Origin of the sequence: Prochlorococcus sp. MIT 0604 (assembly GCF_000757845.1) — a bacterium.
Taxonomy (GTDB): Bacteria; Cyanobacteriota; Cyanobacteriia; order PCC-6307; family Cyanobiaceae; genus Prochlorococcus_A.
This window is the reverse complement of record NZ_CP007753.1, coordinates 1,550,585-1,567,521: the sequence shown is the minus strand read 5'-3', so window position 1 is coordinate 1,567,521 and position 16,937 is coordinate 1,550,585. Positions and strand designations below refer to the sequence as shown.

General features: G+C 33.5%; 15 protein-coding genes. 9 read left to right on the top strand and 6 right to left on the bottom strand.

Going from position 1 to position 16,937, the window contains the following annotated elements; all coding sequences use genetic code 11:
- Positions 1–308 precede the first annotated feature (308 nt).
- The 3 genes from psaA (at position 309) to EW14_RS08620 (ending at position 5,934) form a co-directional block, all read left to right on the top strand.
- Positions 309–2,612, top strand: a complete 2,304-nt coding sequence (gene psaA, locus EW14_RS08630; protein ID WP_042851062.1) for a photosystem I core protein PsaA — start codon at positions 309–311, stop codon at positions 2,610–2,612.
- Between the two features lie 27 nt (positions 2,613–2,639).
- Positions 2,640–4,868: a photosystem I core protein PsaB gene (gene psaB, locus EW14_RS08625; protein ID WP_011819135.1), complete on the top strand. Its 2,229-nt coding sequence runs from the start codon at positions 2,640–2,642 to the stop codon at positions 4,866–4,868.
- A gap of 103 nt (positions 4,869–4,971) precedes the next feature.
- Positions 4,972–5,934: a glycosyltransferase family 2 protein gene (locus EW14_RS08620; protein WP_042851061.1), complete on the top strand. Its 963-nt coding sequence runs from the start codon at positions 4,972–4,974 to the stop codon at positions 5,932–5,934.
- A 4-nt stretch (positions 5,935–5,938) separates the two neighbouring features.
- Here EW14_RS08620 and EW14_RS08615 read toward each other — a convergent pair whose 3' ends face one another.
- Positions 5,939–6,331 carry a hypothetical protein gene (locus EW14_RS08615; RefSeq protein WP_042851059.1) on the bottom strand — a complete coding sequence of 131 codons (393 nt, stop codon included), beginning with the start codon at positions 6,329–6,331 and terminating at the stop codon, positions 5,939–5,941.
- 92 nt (positions 6,332–6,423) lie between these two features.
- On the opposite strand from EW14_RS08615, the gene EW14_RS08610 reads away from it, so the two are divergent.
- Together EW14_RS08610 and EW14_RS08605 are read left to right on the top strand one after the other, a co-directional pair.
- The gene (locus tag EW14_RS08610) at positions 6,424–6,537 is read left to right on the top strand and encodes a photosystem I reaction center subunit VIII (protein WP_011863629.1); all 114 of its coding nucleotides are present in this window, start codon (positions 6,424–6,426) and stop codon (positions 6,535–6,537) included.
- A 28-nt stretch (positions 6,538–6,565) separates the two neighbouring features.
- A complete protein-coding gene (locus EW14_RS08605; protein ID WP_025891181.1) occupies positions 6,566–7,165 on the top strand; it encodes a photosystem I reaction center protein subunit XI in 600 nt (199 codons plus the stop codon).
- A gap of 64 nt (positions 7,166–7,229) precedes the next feature.
- Here the strand turns inward: EW14_RS08605 and EW14_RS08600 are convergent, their stop codons facing one another.
- Positions 7,230–7,988 (bottom strand): C40 family peptidase, encoded by a 759-nt coding sequence (locus tag EW14_RS08600; protein ID WP_042851058.1) that lies wholly within the window; start codon positions 7,986–7,988, stop codon positions 7,230–7,232.
- Between the two features lie 3 nt (positions 7,989–7,991).
- Between EW14_RS08600 and EW14_RS08595 the strand changes: the two genes are divergently transcribed.
- Positions 7,992–8,900: a serine hydrolase gene (locus EW14_RS08595; protein WP_042851057.1), complete on the top strand. Its 909-nt coding sequence runs from the start codon at positions 7,992–7,994 to the stop codon at positions 8,898–8,900.
- Here EW14_RS08595 and EW14_RS08590 read toward each other — a convergent pair.
- Positions 8,897–9,109, bottom strand: coding sequence for a hypothetical protein (locus EW14_RS08590; RefSeq protein ID WP_042851056.1), 213 nt, complete (start codon positions 9,107–9,109; stop codon positions 8,897–8,899). The two genes, EW14_RS08595 and EW14_RS08590, sit on opposite strands and share 4 nt — an antisense overlap.
- Position 9,110: 1 nt before the next feature.
- The gene (locus EW14_RS08585) at positions 9,111–9,734 is read right to left on the bottom strand and encodes a recombinase family protein (protein WP_052044756.1); all 624 of its coding nucleotides are present in this window, start codon (positions 9,732–9,734) and stop codon (positions 9,111–9,113) included.
- 344 nt (positions 9,735–10,078) lie between these two features.
- On the opposite strand from EW14_RS08585, the gene lipA reads away from it, so the two are divergent.
- Positions 10,079–10,972 (top strand): lipoyl synthase, encoded by an 894-nt coding sequence (gene lipA / locus EW14_RS08580; protein ID WP_052044755.1) that lies wholly within the window; start codon positions 10,079–10,081, stop codon positions 10,970–10,972.
- A 6-nt stretch (positions 10,973–10,978) separates the two neighbouring features.
- Here the strand turns inward: lipA and EW14_RS08575 are convergent, their stop codons facing one another.
- Complete coding sequence (locus EW14_RS08575; RefSeq protein WP_042851054.1) at positions 10,979–11,272, bottom strand: YciI family protein; 294 nt, start codon at positions 11,270–11,272, stop codon at positions 10,979–10,981.
- Between the two features lie 9 nt (positions 11,273–11,281).
- A complete protein-coding gene (gene gltB, locus EW14_RS08570) occupies positions 11,282–15,844 on the bottom strand; it encodes a glutamate synthase large subunit (RefSeq protein ID WP_042851053.1) in 4,563 nt (1,520 codons plus the stop codon).
- A 194-nt stretch (positions 15,845–16,038) separates the two neighbouring features.
- On the opposite strand from gltB, the gene rpsL reads away from it, so the two are divergent.
- Both rpsL and rpsG read left to right on the top strand, forming a co-directional pair.
- Positions 16,039–16,413: a 30S ribosomal protein S12 gene (gene rpsL / locus EW14_RS08565; protein ID WP_025915119.1), complete on the top strand. Its 375-nt coding sequence runs from the start codon at positions 16,039–16,041 to the stop codon at positions 16,411–16,413.
- Between the two features lie 25 nt (positions 16,414–16,438).
- Positions 16,439–16,909 carry a 30S ribosomal protein S7 gene (gene rpsG / locus EW14_RS08560; protein WP_042851051.1) on the top strand — a complete coding sequence of 157 codons (471 nt, stop codon included), beginning with the start codon at positions 16,439–16,441 and terminating at the stop codon, positions 16,907–16,909.
- Positions 16,910–16,937: the final 28 nt, after the last annotated feature.

Genomic DNA, 16,937 nt, shown 5'->3' with positions numbered 1-16,937 from the left:
AAATTATATCCTGTCGCTGGATTTAAAAAATTTTCTTTGAAATATAAAAAAAAATTTAAGAAATTTATATAAATTTTGAGTAAAAATACTCATAATTTAGTCATAGACTAGAATTTAACAAAATATTCATATAGTAACAATCATTAGAACATTTGTTACGTTAATGCATAACGAAAGAATCTTTGCCTTATTATTTTTGAAACGAATATCTAAAGTTCCGAAGGATTCGTTTTCTTGAACATTATCATTAAAAATAGGTTCAAGATCCGATCAATCGGCTTTAATGTCAATTATTTTCGAGGTGCTAGATGACCATCAGCCCACCAGAAAGTGGAGAAAAAAACAAAAAAGTTTTGGAAGATCCTGTCAAGGCCGATCCAAGACCTATTGATTTTGCCAAATTAGATAAGCCAGGATTCTGGTCAAGTAAATTATCTAAAGGTCCGAAAACTACAACTTGGATCTGGAATTTGCATGCTGATGCACATGATTTTGATGTGCATACAGGCGATGCTGAAGAAGCAACAAGAAAAATCTTTTCAGCTCATTTTGGACATCTTGCAGTCATTTTTATATGGATGAGTGCTGCATTTTTCCATGGAGCAAGATTTTCTAATTACTCAGGTTGGTTAGCTGATCCAACTCATGTCAAACCAGGAGCTCAGCAAGTATGGGCAATCGTTGGTCAAGAGATGCTTAATGCTGACCTTGGTGCTAACTACAACGGTATTCAAATTAGTTCAGGAATATTCCACATGTGGCGAGCATGGGGAATCACTAATGAGAGTGAACTTATGGCTTTAGCAATAGGTGCTGTAGTAATGGCTGCACTTATGCTTCATGCTGGAATTTTTCACTATCACAAAGCAGCTCCAAAAATGGAGTGGTTTCAAGATATTGAGTCTATGCTTAACCACCACATAGCTGGTTTAGTAGGTTTAGGATCATTAGCATGGGCTGGCCATTGTATTCATATCGGAGCTCCTACTGCAGCTCTCTTAGATGCAATTGATGCAGGCTCTCCTTTAGTTATTAATGGAAAAGAAATAGCAACTATTGCAGATATACCTATGCCGCATCAACTCTGCGATCCACAAATTATCGGTCAGATATTTCCAGGATTAGCAAGTGGTACAGGTAATTTCTTTAGTTTAAATTGGTTAGCTTTCTCAGACTTCCTTACTTTCAAAGGTGGACTTAACCCTGTTACAGGAAGCTTGTGGATGACTGATGTTTCACATCATCATTTAGCTTTTGGTGTAATAGCGATAATAGGTGGTCATATGTACAGAACCAATTATGGTATTGGTCATAGTATGAAAGAAATATTAGATTCACAACAAGGAGACCCAATATTATTCCCTGCCCCTAAAGGTCATCAAGGTCTTTTTGAGTTCATGGCAGAAAGTAGACATGCTCAGCTATCAGTAAACCTAGCGATGCTTGGATCAATAAGCATACTTGTATCTCATCATATGTATGCGATGCCTCCATATCCTTATATAGCTACTGACTATATGACAGTTCTTGGATTATTTACCCATCACATGTGGATAGGTGGATTATTCATAGTAGGAGCAGGAGCGCATGCTGGAATTGCAATGGTTAGAGATTACGATCCAGCAAAACATATTGATAATGTATTAGACAGAATTCTTAAGGCAAGAGATGCATTAATCAGTCACTTGAACTGGGTTTGTATGTGGTTAGGATTCCATAGTTTTGGACTCTATATTCACAACGATACTATGAGAGCTTTGGGTAGACCCCAAGATATGTTTAGTGATTCTGCTATCCAACTTCAGCCAATCTTTGCTCAATGGGTACAGAGTATTCAAGCATCTGCTGTTGGGACTTCCCTTTTAGCAGGTACTGCAGAAGCTTTACCTCACAAAGCTCTAAGTGAAGTCTTTAATGGAAGTTTAGTAGAAGTTGGTGGAAAGGTAGCTATAGCGCCAATTCCACTAGGGACAGCTGATTTAATGATTCATCATATTCATGCTTTCCAAATCCATGTAACTGTTTTGATACTTCTTAAAGGAGTTCTTTATGCAAGAAGTTCAAGGTTGATTCCTGACAAAGCATCTTTAGGATTTAGATTCCCTTGTGATGGTCCTGGAAGAGGTGGTACATGTCAAGTTTCTTCATGGGATCACGTTTTCTTAGCTCTCTTCTGGATGTATAACTGTTTATCAATAGTTATTTTCCACTTCTCTTGGAAAATGCAGAGTGATGTTTGGGGACTTACTGGTGGTAATTTTGCACAAAGTTCAATTACTATCAATGGTTGGTTAAGAGATTTCCTCTGGGCTCAAGCTTCTCAAGTATTAACAAGCTATGGCCAATCAATAAGCATGTACGGTTTGATGTTCTTGGGAGCTCACTTTATATGGGCTTTCAGTTTAATGTTCCTCTTCAGCGGAAGAGGATATTGGCAAGAATTGTTCGAATCAATTGTTTGGGCACATAATAAATTAAAGGTTGCACCAACCATTCAACCTCGAGCTCTATCTATTACTCAGGGACGTGCAGTAGGTGTTACACACTTCCTTGTAGGTGGTATAGCTACCACATGGGCCTTCTTCCATGCTCGCCTTTTCGGGCTGGGCTAATAACCTGAACTTCACCTTATTAATTCAATGGCAACAAAATTTCCATCATTTAACCAGGGTCTAGCTCAGGACCCCACAACCCGACGAATATGGTACGGAATAGCTACCGCTCATGACTTTGAAAGTCATGACGGTATGACCGAAGAAAAACTTTATCAGAAGCTATTTTCTACACATTTTGGACATCTAGCAATAATTGCTCTCTGGGTAGCCGGTAACTTATTTCATATTGCTTGGCAAGGTAATTTTGAGCAATTTGTACTAGATCCAACTCATGTCCGCCCTATAGCTCATGCTATTTGGGACCCTCATTTTGGATCTGGCATAACAGAAGCAATGACACAAGCTGGAGCAAGTGGTCCAGTAAACATAGCTTATTCAGGTCTCTACCATTGGTGGTACACAATTGGAATGAGAACTAACGAGCAACTCTTCCAAGCTTCAATATTTATGAGTATTTTGGCTTGTTGGACTCTATTTGCTGGTTGGTTACACTTACAGCCAAAATTCAGACCTTCTTTAGCTTGGTTTAAAAATGCAGAGTCAAGATTAAATCATCATTTAGCTGTCTTATTTGGTTTTAGTAGTATTGCTTGGACAGGCCATTTGGTTCATGTTGCTATACCTGAATCAAGAGGTCAGCATGTAGGTTGGGATAACTGGTTAACAGTGCTTCCTCACCCTGCAGGATTAGCTCCTTTCTTTACTTTAAACTGGGGAGCTTATGCCCAAAATCCTGACTCTTTAGATCAAGTATTTGGAACAGCTGAAGGAGCTGGAACAGCAATCTTTACTTTCTTAGGTGGTCTTCATCCTCAAAGTGAAGCATTATGGCTTACCGATATTGCGCATCACCATATTGCGATTGGAACAGTTTTTGTAATTGCTGGTCATATGTATAGAAATACTTTTGGTATTGGTCATAGTCTTAAAGAAATTACAGAAGCCCATAACACAAGACACCCTAATGATCCTCATAAAGGTAGTTTTGGAATTAACCACGATGGAATATATGAAACTGTAAATAATTCATTACATTTCCAACTTGGATTAGCATTAGCATCCCTTGGTGTAGCAACTTCTCTTGTAGCTCAACACATGGGTGCACTTCCTTCTTACGCTTTTATTGCCAGGGACTACACTACACAATCTGCTTTATATAGTCATCATCAGTACATAGCAATGTTCTTGATGGTTGGTGCATTTGCACACGGAGCTATTTTCTTTGTAAGAGATTATGATCCAGAATTAAATAAAGATAATGTATTGGCAAGAGTTCTTGGAACAAAGGAAGCTTTGATAAGCCATCTTAGTTGGGTAACAATGCTGCTTGGATTCCATACTCTAGGAATTTATGTTCATAACGACGTTGTTGTAGCTTTTGGTAATCCTGAAAAGCAAATTCTAATTGAGCCAGTATTTGCTCAATTTGTTCAAGCTGCTCAAGGTAAAATGATGTACGGCTTTAATGCTTTATTATCTGATCCAACAAGTTCAGCAAGTCTAGCTGCTAATTCATTGCCAGGTAATCACTACTGGATGGATTTGATCAATAGACAAGATGCATTAAGTGCTTTCTTACCTATCGGTCCTGCAGATTTCTTAGTTCACCATGCTATCGCTTTAGGTCTTCATACAACCGCTTTAATACTTATCAAAGGAGCACTTGATGCTAGGGGAACAAAATTAATTCCTGATAAGAAAGATTTAGGTTATGCATTCCCTTGCGATGGTCCTGGACGAGGAGGTACTTGTGATAGTTCATCTTGGGACGCTATGTACTTAGCTATGTTCTGGGCATTAAATTTACTAGCATGGGTAACTTTCTACTGGCATTGGAAACACCTAGCAATTTGGCAGGGTAATGTAGCACAATTTAACGAATCAGGAACTTATCTAATGGGTTGGTTCAGAGATTATCTCTGGTTAAACTCTGCTCAACTTATTAATGGATATAACCCATTTGGAGTAAATTCCCTATCTCCTTGGGCTTGGATGTTCCTATTCGGTCACTTAGTTTGGGCTACTGGTTTCATGTTCCTAATATCATGGCGTGGTTACTGGCAAGAATTAATTGAAACATTAGTTTGGGCACATCAGCGTACTCCAATTGCTAACCTTGTTGGCTGGAGAGATAAGCCAGTTGCACTTTCAATTGTTCAAGCTAGATTAGTTGGGCTAGCACATTTCACGATTGGAAACATACTTACATTTGGGGCATTTGTTATCGCATCCACTTCAGGTAAGTTTGGTTAAATTTCCCTTAAATAATTTAAATCACCACGTTTGTGGTGATTTTTTTTGTTTAATTTTAATGTTCTAAATTAAGTTAAAATTGTGTAATTATTATTAGATATAAATGTCAGATATAAAACAATTAATTTCTATTATCGTCCCTGTTTTCAATGAAAGCGAGAGTATTGGTCTTTTATTGGATGAAGTTATAAATGTAATGTCATCTCATAAATTTAATTTTGAATTGATTGTTGTAAATGATGGTTCTAAAGATAATACTCATCAAGTATTAAAGGAACTAACTCTCAAAATTAAAGAATTGTCTGTAATTTCCCTTCGCAAAAATTATGGTCAAACTGCAGCAATGTCAGCTGGCTTTGATAATTCTAAGGGCGATATTGTTATTACTTTGGATGGTGATTTACAGAATGATCCAAATGATATTCCTTTATTAATTTCAGAGATTAATAATGGTTTTGATTTGGTTTGTGGTTGGAGGTTTGATAGAAAAGATAAATTAATTAATAGAAAGATACCATCAAAAATAGCTAATAAGTTAATAGCTCACGTAACAGGTTTGAATTTGCATGACTATGGTTGCTCATTAAAAGCATTTAAGAAAGAAATAATAGAAGATATAAAGTTATATGGGGAACTTCACAGGTTTTTGCCCGTTTTAGCAAATATTGAAGGTGCAAGAATCAAAGAAATTAAAGTAAATCATAGGAGCAGGCGATATGGATCTAGTAAATATGGAATTGATAGAACTTTTAGAGTTTTAATGGATTTACTAACTGTTTGGTTTATGACTAAATTTTTAACAAGACCGATGTATGGATTTGGTTTTGTTGGAATTATAAGTATTTTCTCTAGCCTTGCGATAAGTTCTTATTTGATAGTTTTAAAAATAATGGGTGAGGATATTGGAAATCGTCCTTTGCTGATGTTTGCATTAATATTAGGAATTGCTGGTGTTCAATTATTTAGCTTTGGATTATTGAGCGAACTTTTAATTAGGACATATCATGAAAGTCAAAGTCGTCCAATTTACAGAATTAGATCAATAAACAGTGCTAAGCAAAATTGATTGTTTACTTGAACTTTCTTATTAATAAAGCTGAAATTTCAACGACTTCAGGAGAAATATCTCTTAAGCCTTTTCGTAAAATTGGTAATGTTGATTTATCAGCCAATTCTTCCGCAATTTTTAATGCCTTTAATTTATTTTCTGTATCACCCTGAAAAAGAATAATCATTTCATTTCTTTGAGAATTTTTATCAAATACTGAGTAATTTTTTTCTTCGTGATTATAGAAATAACAATTTTTTTTAGATAGGATTATATTGTTACTTTTTTTATTTTTCTTTAATTTAATAGAATTTAAATTACTTTGATTTATTAACTTTTTAAGGCTTCTTTTTTTAAAAACTAGAAGTAATATTCCTATAAAAATAATAAGTAAAATTGCGAAAAAATTTAACATGTAAAAAGTTAATAATTTTTATATCATCCAGTAATAAAATTAACATTATTTAGCTGATAAATACTAAAGTGTTTAAAGATGTTTAAAGAACCATGCCATCTGATTTACCAAGTCTTTTACCCTCAATTTTTGTTCCATTAATTGGTATAGCAATGCCTGCTGTTTTTATCGTATTGATTGGAAGATTAATCACAGCAACTGAATAAATTATCAAACACTAAAACTATTAAAAAAATGAGCGACTTTCAAAAATCATTCTCTGAATCTACAAGTTCTATTAAGTTTGATGAGAAATACATAGATACTTCTGTACAACCAAATGATATTGGCGTAGCAGAACAATGGGCAGTAAAAACAGTTGCTGATCCTTGTGTTGGCAATTTAGCTACTCCAGTTAATAGTGGTTATTTCACAAAAGCCTTTATAAACAATTTACCTTTTTACAGAGAAGGTATTTCCCCTAATTTTAGAGGTTTAGAAACCGGAGCAGCTTTTGGATATCTTCTATACGGACCTTTTACTATGACTGGCCCATTAAGAAATTCTGAATTTGCTCTAACAGCTGGACTTCTCGCGACTATAGGAGCTGTCCATATTTTGACAGCACTTTTTGTTCTATACAATGCACCAGGTAAAGCACCTAATGTTCAACCTCCAGATGCGACTGTGAATAATCCGCCAAAGGACTTATTTACAAGAGCTGGTTGGGCTGATTTTACAAGTGGATTTTGGTTAGGAGGATGTGGAGGAGCTGTTTTTGCTTGGTTACTTGTTGGGACATTACACTTAGATACCATAATGCCAATCATTAAAAATATTTGGACTGCTGGTTAATTTCTAAATAGAAGAATAGGTAATATTTTAATTTAATTTAAAATTTAAAGGTGAGCTCTATTAATTAACGTATAGTGCGGTCCCATCCATAATTCCTAACTACTCTTCCTACTGAAATTAGTTTAGATTTATAATGCAATGAGATTTTATCATTAGAATTTTTTAGCGTATCTAATCCTATTCCATTTCTGCCAAAATCCATTCCAGAGCTATGGTAATAGAATCCGTCTCCTTTGTAGATTCCAATATGATCACATTTTTTTTCATTTCCAAAAAATAAAAGATCGCCAGGTCGTAAAGCCGCATACGATTCTTTGTAATAAAAAAGGTGCTTACAAAAACTTTTTATTTGAAAAGAGTCTCGAGGTATATAAATTTGATGCTTTAAAAAAGCAGTCTGAATTAATCCAGAACAATCAAAATGGGGTCCTAATGTACCTCCCCAAAGATATTCATTATTTAACTCAGATTGATCCTTGATCCATTTTAAAATTGAGTTAACTTTATCTTTTATCAAGAAGTGTTCATTTTCTAAACTGTTATTTTTTTTGAATACGTATTTCTCGATAATTAATCCATCTAAATTTATCCAACAGACGTAACCATCTTCATATAGTTGAACAAGTATTCTTGAAAATTTATGGTTGTTTTGATAAATATTTGGATAAATCAGCCTAAAAATTCTATTTTTAAATATTTCAGTAACTAATTTATCTTCTGTTTCATTTTGATATCCCGAAATATTAACTTTTAATTGCCACCAAATAGTTTTTGAAAAATTAGTTTGTTTAAATAGTGAGATAGGATTTTTATAAATTTCCATACAATGTCCTTTTACTATTTAAGTGAGGAGATGGGTCTAGCCTTAAATGATATTTTAAGGAGAGTATGCTCTCATAATAAAGATTTTTCAAGAGAAGATATTTCGATAACTTGGATTAATTATAAAAGTGAAAATAAAAGTGTATTTAAAGGTTTTGGAACTGGCATTAATAACAAAAAAATGGTTTACCCTGCCAGCATAGTCAAGTTAGTTTATGGCCTTGCTGCATTTTATTGGATTAAAAAAGGAAGTTTATTATTATCAGATGAAATTATTGATGCTGTAGGGAAAATGTTGTCTTTTTCCAGTAATAATGCAACAAGCTTTTTAATTGATTTACTTACTGGAACAACAAGTGGACCTCGTATTGAAGGCGAACTATGGGAAAATTGGAAATACCAAAGAAGTATAATAAATGATTGGCTACATGATTTAAATTGGGAAGAATTGGTTGGTATAAATTGCTGTCAGAAGACTTGGGATGATGAACCATTTGGTCGTGAGAAAGAATTTTATGGATATGATAATAAAAATAGAAACGCTATGAACTCTGATTCAGCTGCAAGGGTTTTGGAGGAAATTATGATTCATATTGATTATCAAGAATATAATTTAAATTTGCGAAGTTTTTTAAAAAGAAATTTAAACAAAGTTGTTCTTAAAAAGGATTCTCTTAATCAAATAGATGGTTTTTTGGGTGAAGGATTACCAGAAAGCATTAATCTTTGGAGTAAAGCAGGCTTAATGTCTGAAGTTAGACATGATTCAGCTTGGTGGATTAATAATCAATCTCTACAAACTTTATTAGTAGTTTTTTGTAATGGAGAAAAATATTCCAAAGATTCTTCCCTTTTACCGTTTATAGCAAAAGAAGTATACGATTTTAATAAGAGATATACTATTGAGGACTAAAGTGAATCTTCTAAGAAATTAGAATCTAATTTGTCAGTATATGCTTCATAAGGTAGCATCATTACTTCTTCAAAATCTAAATCATTCATAATCCATTCTCTATATTCTGCTAACAAACTTTTTCTATCTTCATTATCTAATTCATAAATACGCAATGCGGTATCTTTAAAATTTTCTTTTATTAAATTTTCAATTTCTTTCTTCATCATTTTATGTTAATTCTCCCTCTAAAATCACTCTCCTAATTGTTGATAATGCAATTCCAGTTTGTGTTCTAATTGATCGATATGAATATCCTTCATTACGCAATCTGATTACTAAAGATTCTTTTAAAGGACTTATTTTGGGCCTGCCTCCTAAATTATTTCCTGATAATTTTCTGCGTAATAGTTGTTCTTTTTTTCTTTCACCTAAACTTTTGTCTTCTAAATTATCTAATTCATATAAGATCTTAAAAATTGAAGAATTTGTATTAGAAGATTCATTAGCAGCAAAAAAACCAGTCAAAGTTCGCAATTGAACATCCTTATTAATAAGTTTATTTATTGTTATCAAACATTCTTTTTTATTTTTAAATGCTCGATCAAGCTGAGTTATTATTAATTGATCGCCTTTTGATAAGGAATTTATAGCTTTATTGAGTTGGGGTTTGATTTCTTCATCTAAACTTATAAATTCAGAGAACACTAAACTGCAACCCTCTTTCTTCAAAATTTTTATTTGCTCTTCTAAATATTCATATTCGTTATGAGTAGCTCTTGCATAACCTATTGCTTTAGAATTTTTATTTCTTTCCGATAATAAAATACGTTTTCTTTTAAATTTAAAAGTCAATGTTTTATTACATATATTTTTTACTGTATCAAAAAATAATTAAAAAAACACTTTTTAGTACAAACTAGTGCATATTATATAAATTGTTAAACCTATTATTTAAAAATTAGTACGTTCTGATATCTGTATTAAAAATAACGTTATGAAATCTGATTCAATTTTAGTTAATGAAACAAGAATGTTGTGTAACAAGTTAATTTAATTAAGATTTTCTAAATTGCAGAAGGATTAGTTGAATTCATTTATTTATTTACTTCTGTTGAATGAGCATCGTCTTTGCAATTATAAATAGTTAATTCATCTTGTTTTTAGTAAAATAAAATTACAGGTCAAGAAGATTTAATGTGACTAATAATTCTAATAGTTTAATTTCAAAACCTGATTGGTTAAGAGTAAAAGCTCCGCAAGTTGAAAGAATTGGGAATACTGCAAATTTGCTAAGTGATTTAAATCTCAATACTGTATGTCAAGAGGCAAGTTGCCCAAATATTGGTGAATGTTTTGCAAGTGGAACTGCCACTTTCCTTATAATGGGTCCTGGCTGTACTAGGGCATGTCCATATTGCGATATTGATTTTGATAGATCTAAAAGAGAATTAGATCCAACTGAACCATATCGTTTAGCCGAAGCTGTTTATAGAATGCAACTTAAACATGTTGTCATAACATCTGTTAATAGAGATGATCTTGAGGACGGTGGTGCATCTCAATTTTTTGAATGTGTTTATCAAGTAAGAAAAAAATCTCCTGAAACTACTATTGAGCTTTTAATACCTGATCTTTGCGGCAACTGGGAAGCTCTTGAAAAAGTGCTTGATTCAAATCCAAACGTTTTAAACCATAATATTGAGACTGTGTCTTCGCTATATAAAAAAGTAAGACCTCAGGGTAAATATGAGAGGACTCTTGAGTTACTTAAAAGGACCAGAGAATATTCTCCTAAAGTTTATACAAAGTCAGGTTTTATGCTTGGTTTAGGGGAAAAAGATGAGGAGGTCATAAGTCTTCTTAAGGATTTAAAAAGTAATTTCGTTGACATTGTTACTATTGGCCAATACTTATCTCCTGGCCATAATCATTTACCTGTACAAAGATTTGTGAGTCCTTCTAAATTCAATTATTTTAAAGTTTTCGGGGAAAAAGATTTGGACTTTATGCAAGTAGTTAGTTCTCCTTTAACTCGTAGCAGTTACCATGCTGAAGAGATTCAAAAACTTATGAAAAAGTATCCAAGATAGTCATTTTTATTTATTTGAATCTATCCATTCATTGAATTTCCATTCAACTAGATCATTTTGAATCATTGGATCATTCTTAATGATTTTTAGTGCATTTCTATAATTATTCATCTCAAGAATAAGTAATCCGCCGTCACCTGGCCTATTTAACTCATCTACTAAAAAGCCACTTTTAATATTAATTCCCTCTTTTTTTAATTTTTTTACCCAATCAATATGTTCGTTAATTATTTTTCGTTTTAAATCATTATTAATTAAGTATTCTTTTTTTATAATTTCAGTTTTTACAAAGAAAGGCATTTACATTTTTTATATACCAAGCATCTCTTCTTCACTTGGGGGAACAATCAATTTGAAAGTACTCTTAAAATGAGACCAATTTTCAATTATTTTGGCAGCCTTTAAGCTATTTGTTTTTGCTTGATATTCTCTAATAATTTCCAATAAGATATTTTCCTGCTTTGATGAAGTTATTGGAAGAATCCTTACTATTTCTTTATTTACTTTATTACTTAAATCATTATTTTCATCGATTATAAAAGCTATTCCACCAGTCATGCCCGCACCAATATTTCTTCCTGTGGAACCTAGAATAACTACTTTCCCACCAGTCATGTATTCACAACAATGATCACCTGCCCCTTCTGTTACCGCTGTAGCACCACTATTTCTAACCGCAAATCTTTCTCCAGATTTTCCTAATGCAAATAATTTTCCACCTGTTGCTCCATAAAGACAAGTATTTCCTAGGATGACTTGTTCGGAGGAGATTTCATTTATTTTTGGTGGAATTATTGTGAGTATTCCTCCATTCATTCCTTTACAAACATAATCATTAGCTTCTCCGATTAATTGAACATTCATTCCCTTCAATAAAAAGGCACCAAAGCTTTGTCCTGCATATCCTTTGAAATTTAAGTTGAGTTCGCCATTGAAGCCAGTATTGCCGTGAAGTTCTGCAATTTCACCTGATATTTTCGCACAAACACTTCTATCTGTATTTTTTATCTCAATTTCTTTGGTTAATATTTCGTGATTTTTAATTGAATCTATAAATTTAGTATCAGACAAAAATTCGTCTTCTAATACAGAACCATTACTATGGGCAGTTTTTAAATGTTTTAACCATGATCTATCAGGGGTTGAGTGTTCATTTACTAAAGAAGAAAGATCAATATTAGAAGTTTTTGGAAGATCGATATTTCTTGCAGAAAGAAATTCTTGATTACCAATCAGTTCTTCCATATTAGAAACACCGATACTGCTCATTATCTGTCTTACTTCTTCAGCAATATAGAAGAAAAAATTGACGACATTTTCTGGAATACCTTTAAATCTTTTTCTTAATTCTTCTTTTTGAGTGGCAACTCCAACAGGACACTTGTTTGTATGACAAACCCGAGCCATTATACATCCTTCAGCAATCATCGCTACAGAACCAAAACCGTATTCTTCAGCACCTAGTAAAGCTGCAATAACTACGTCCCAGCCTGTTTTAAGACCTCCATCAGTTCTCAAAATCACTCTTGCGCGTAAGTTATTTTCTAAGAGAGATTTATGAACCTCAGCAACACCAAGTTCCCATGGTAAACCTGCATGTTTAATAGAACTCAGGGGTGAAGCACCCGTACCTCCGTCATGTCCAGAAATTTGAATTACATCTGCATTAGCTTTGCTTACTCCAGCAGCAATAGTGCCTATGCCAATTTCAGAAACAAGTTTAACGCTTACTTTCGCTTTTGGATGAACTTGGTGTAAGTCGTGGATAAGTTGAGCTAAATCTTCAATTGAATAAATATCATGATGAGGGGGAGGAGATATTAAAGCTACTCCAGGTTTACTATTTCTTAGTTTTGCGATGTAAGAATCAACTTTTGGACCAGGTAATTGTCCCCCCTCTCCGGGTTTTGCACCTTGTGCCATTTTAATTTCGAGTTGTTTACCACTTCTTAGATATTCAGGTGTAACTCCAAATCTTCCTGATGCTATTTGTTTAATAGCGGAGCATGCGGTGTCTCCATTCTTTAAGCCTTTAATAAATGGCAATGTCGCTGACTGAGTATTTTTATCGATATCATTTAAAACATTAAAACGAGCTGGATCTTCTCCTCCTTCTCCACTATTACTTTTTCCACCAATTCTATTCATTGCAACTGCTAAAACTTCATGAGCTTCTCTGGATAAAGCACCTAAACTCATTCCTCCAGTACAGAACCTTTTGCAAATTGATTCAACACTTTCAACTTCCTCTAATGGAATACTTTTTCTTTTTGAATTAATTGTTAGTAAATCTCTAAGAGATGTTGTCGGTCTATTACTAATAAGTTTTTTGTAAGTTTCAAAATGATCGTATCCTGGCCCTTGTTTTACTGCCGAATGTAAAACTTTGGACATCTCTGGGTTATTGGAATGATATTCTCCATTATTTCTAAATTGTACAAATCCTAGAAATTCTAATTTCTTTAAATCGATCTCTGGATAGGCTTTCGTATGTATTGAAAGTGTTTCATTAGTTAATTCTTTTAATGTTATGCCAGCGATACGACTTGTTGTACCATCAAAAGCAATTTTTATTAAGTCAGATCCAAGGCCTACAGCTTCAAAAATTTGTGCACCATGGTAACTAGATAAAAGTGAGATACCTATTTTTGAGAGAATTTTTCTTAGACCGTCTTCTAGAGCTTTTTTAATATTTTCTTGAACATCAACTATTGATAATGGATTTATTTTTTTGCTATCAATGAGTTTTTGTGTTTTTGGATGTTTTAACCAGTGTCTACCTGCTTCGAAAGTCAACCAAGGGCAAACTGCACTTGCTCCATATCCAACTAAACAAGCTAAGTGATGTGTGCTCCAACATTGACCGGTCTCAATTATTAGAGAAGCTTTTAGCCTGATTTCTTTTTTAAGAAGATAATGATGAATTGCTCCAACAGCAAGTAAAGGAGGTATGTAAGTCTTTTTAGGATTTATTCCCTTATCAGAAATGATAATTAGAGAGCAACCTTCTTTTATAGACAGCTCACTCTGTTTACAGATTAGTTTTAATTGCTTCTCTAAGCCTTGAATACCTTCCTCTAAATCAAACAAACTTGAAATTGTCTGAGATTTAATTTCTGATTTTTTGATGGAAATGAGTTCTTCCTCATTTAGAATCGGACTTTGTAAATGAATAAAAGGTTTAGCGTCTTTAATTTCAAATGGTGTACATCTTTCTCCTAGATGCATCTCTAAACTCATTACAAGTTTTTCTCTCAGAGGATCAATAGGAGGATTAGTAACTTGCGCAAATCTTTGCTTAAAGTAGTCGTATAAAATATGTGGCTTAGATGAAAGAACTGCTAATGGGATGTCGTCGCCCATGCAATAAGTAGGCTCTTTAGCTAATGAAGCCATTGAATCTAAGATAAGGTCATTATCTTCCGCTGAAAACCCGTATGCAGTTTGTTGTTGCAACAACTCAAGGTCTTTTAGTTTGCAGTCTTTAACCCATTCATTATTTTTAATTTTAATAATTCTATTACTGAGAAGATTTTTATAATCATGCCTTTGAGCGGCTTCAGATTTTACTTCCCAATTTCTTAGGATTCTATGCTGATGAAAATCAACTGCTAACATTTGTCCCGGTCCTAATCGACCTTTTTCTATTACTCTTTCTTCTTCAATATCTACTACTCCTGTTTCAGAACCCATTATTACAAAACCATCATTTGTGATTGAATATCTTGCTGGTCTTAGGCCATTTCTATCAAGCGTTGCTCCGACAAAATTTCCATCAGCAAATACAAGTAGTGCTGGACCATCCCAAGCTTCTTGTAGGCTTGCAGAATATTCATAAAAAGCTTTTATATACTCTCTCTCCTCAAGTTCTGGTTGATCTCTAAATGCTTCAGGAACAAGTTTTAATAATGAGTCAGTAATGGGCTGACCTGAACGAATATTGATTTCAAGGGTTGCATCAAGATTTGATGAATCACTTTTGTTTACGTCTACAATGGGTTTAATCTCATTAGATAACTCTCCCCAAAAATCATCTATATGTGTTTCTGAAGCTTTAGCCCAATTGATATTGCCTAAGAGAGTATTTATTTCGCCATTATGACCCAAAAATCTCATGGGCTGAGCTAGTGGCCATTTTGGAAGTGTATTAGTACTAAATCTACGATGATAAACAGAAAATGAAACTTTAAAACTTTCCTCTTTTAGATCTTGATAAAACTCGGATAATATTTCTGAGCGAACCATACCTTTATAAACAACTGTTTGAGAGCTTAGTGAGGCAAAATAAAATTCACAATCCCCAACATCGTTTTTGAAAGTTTCTCTTATTTTTTTCTCAATTCTTTTCCTTAATTGAAATAAAAGCCTTTCAACATCTTTATGGTCTTTTTTATCTATATATAAAATCCACTGACAGATGAATGGAGCATTTGCTTTAGCTAAAGGACCTAAGATTTCATTATTAACAGGTACTATTCTCCAAAATGTTTGGTTAATTCTTAATTTTTTTGCTTCCTCCTCACATATTGATTTACATTCCTCAATTTTCTCTTTTTTATTAGGCATAAAAATCATGCCTAAACCTTTATCGTAATCTTTTTTATTTTTAAGATTAACTTCTTTTTCTAAGTAATCCCAAGGAATTGAACATAAAATGCCTGCTCCATCTCCTGAGTCACTATCTCCTCCACAACCTCCTCTATGCTCCATGCAGTTGAGGCCCTTTAGAGATTGTTTAAGGATCCAGTTGCTTTCTATACCTTCAACATTTGCTACGAAACCAACTCCACACGCATCTTTCTCCCCAATTATTCCATTTGGGGAATAACTATCTTGATATGGGCCAACGATTCTTTTGATACTCTCTCCCATAGATTATTTAATTCTGTTTAGTTATTTATGTATTACTATTATAAAAATAAATATGAAAATAAATCTAAAGATAATGAATATTTACCAAATAATTTTAATTTGACAAATTTAAAAAAAATATAATTAAAAACTTTTAGTAAGTGCTCTTAAAAGGTTATGATGATGAAATGTTTATTTTTTCAAAATATAAATAGATGCCCACCATCTCGCAATTAATAGGTTCAGAAAGAAAACGTCTGACTAGGAAAACAAAATCTCCTGCACTTAAAGCTTGCCCTGAAAGAAGAGGGGTATGTACGAGAGTTTATACATCAACACCTAAAAAACCTAATTCAGCTTTAAGAAAAGTCGCAAGAGTTAGATTAACTTCAGGTTTCGAAGTAACGGCTTACATACCTGGCATTGGACATAACTTGCAAGAACACTCTGTGGTTCTTCTTAGGGGCGGAAGAGTTAAAGATTTACCAGGAGTTAGATATCATATAATAAGAGGAACTTTAGATACGGCTGGAGTCAAAGATAGACGTCAATCCAGATCTAAGTATGGAGCAAAAGCTCCAAAAGATTAACTTGTAAACATCACTTTCTAAAAAAATGTCACGTCGTAATGCTGCAGTAAAAAGACCAATTCTTCCAGATCCTCAATTTAATAGTCGTCTTGCCTCTATGATGATCTCTAGATTGATGAAACATGGTAAAAAATCTACAGCTCAAAGAATATTGTCTGATGCTTTTTCTTTAATAAGTGAGAGAACAGGTGGGAATGCAGTCGAATTATTTGAAACAGCTGTGAAAAATGCTACTCCTCTTGTGGAGGTAAGAGCTAGAAGAGTTGGTGGTGCGACATATCAAGTACCCATGGAAGTACGCCAAGAGAGGGGTACAGCTATGGCATTAAGATGGCTTGTAACATTTTCTAGGGCAAGAAATGGCAAAAGTATGTCCCAAAAACTTGCTGGTGAGTTAATGGATGCAGCAAATGAAACTGGTAGTGCAGTTAAAAAAAGAGAAGATACTCACAAAATGGCTGAGGCTAATAAAGCTTTTGCGCATTACAGATATTAATTTCATCAAAAAGGTACTGAAGTAGTTT

What these genes read in the sequence shown, in the direction of transcription:
- psaA (WP_042851062.1), top strand. Translation starts at nt 309, where the DNA reads ATGACCATCAGCCCACCAGAAAGTGGAGAAAAAAACAAAAAAGTTTTG.
- psaB (WP_011819135.1), top strand. Translation starts at nt 2,640, where the DNA reads ATGGCAACAAAATTTCCATCATTTAACCAGGGTCTAGCTCAGGACCCC.
- EW14_RS08620 (WP_042851061.1), top strand. Translation starts at nt 4,972, where the DNA reads ATGTCAGATATAAAACAATTAATTTCTATTATCGTCCCTGTTTTCAAT.
- EW14_RS08615 (WP_042851059.1), bottom strand. Translation starts at nt 6,331, where the DNA reads ATGTTAAATTTTTTCGCAATTTTACTTATTATTTTTATAGGAATATTA.
- EW14_RS08610 (WP_011863629.1), top strand. Translation starts at nt 6,424, where the DNA reads ATGCCATCTGATTTACCAAGTCTTTTACCCTCAATTTTTGTTCCATTA.
- EW14_RS08605 (WP_025891181.1), top strand. Translation starts at nt 6,566, where the DNA reads ATGAGCGACTTTCAAAAATCATTCTCTGAATCTACAAGTTCTATTAAG.
- EW14_RS08600 (WP_042851058.1), bottom strand. Translation starts at nt 7,988, where the DNA reads ATGGAAATTTATAAAAATCCTATCTCACTATTTAAACAAACTAATTTT.
- EW14_RS08595 (WP_042851057.1), top strand. Translation starts at nt 7,992, where the DNA reads ATGTCCTTTTACTATTTAAGTGAGGAGATGGGTCTAGCCTTAAATGAT.
- EW14_RS08590 (WP_042851056.1), bottom strand. Translation starts at nt 9,109, where the DNA reads ATGATGAAGAAAGAAATTGAAAATTTAATAAAAGAAAATTTTAAAGAT.
- EW14_RS08575 (WP_042851054.1), bottom strand. Translation starts at nt 11,272, where the DNA reads ATGCCTTTCTTTGTAAAAACTGAAATTATAAAAAAAGAATACTTAATT.
- gltB (WP_042851053.1), bottom strand. Translation starts at nt 15,844, where the DNA reads ATGGGAGAGAGTATCAAAAGAATCGTTGGCCCATATCAAGATAGTTAT.
- rpsL (WP_025915119.1), top strand. Translation starts at nt 16,039, where the DNA reads ATGCCCACCATCTCGCAATTAATAGGTTCAGAAAGAAAACGTCTGACT.
- rpsG (WP_042851051.1), top strand. Translation starts at nt 16,439, where the DNA reads ATGTCACGTCGTAATGCTGCAGTAAAAAGACCAATTCTTCCAGATCCT.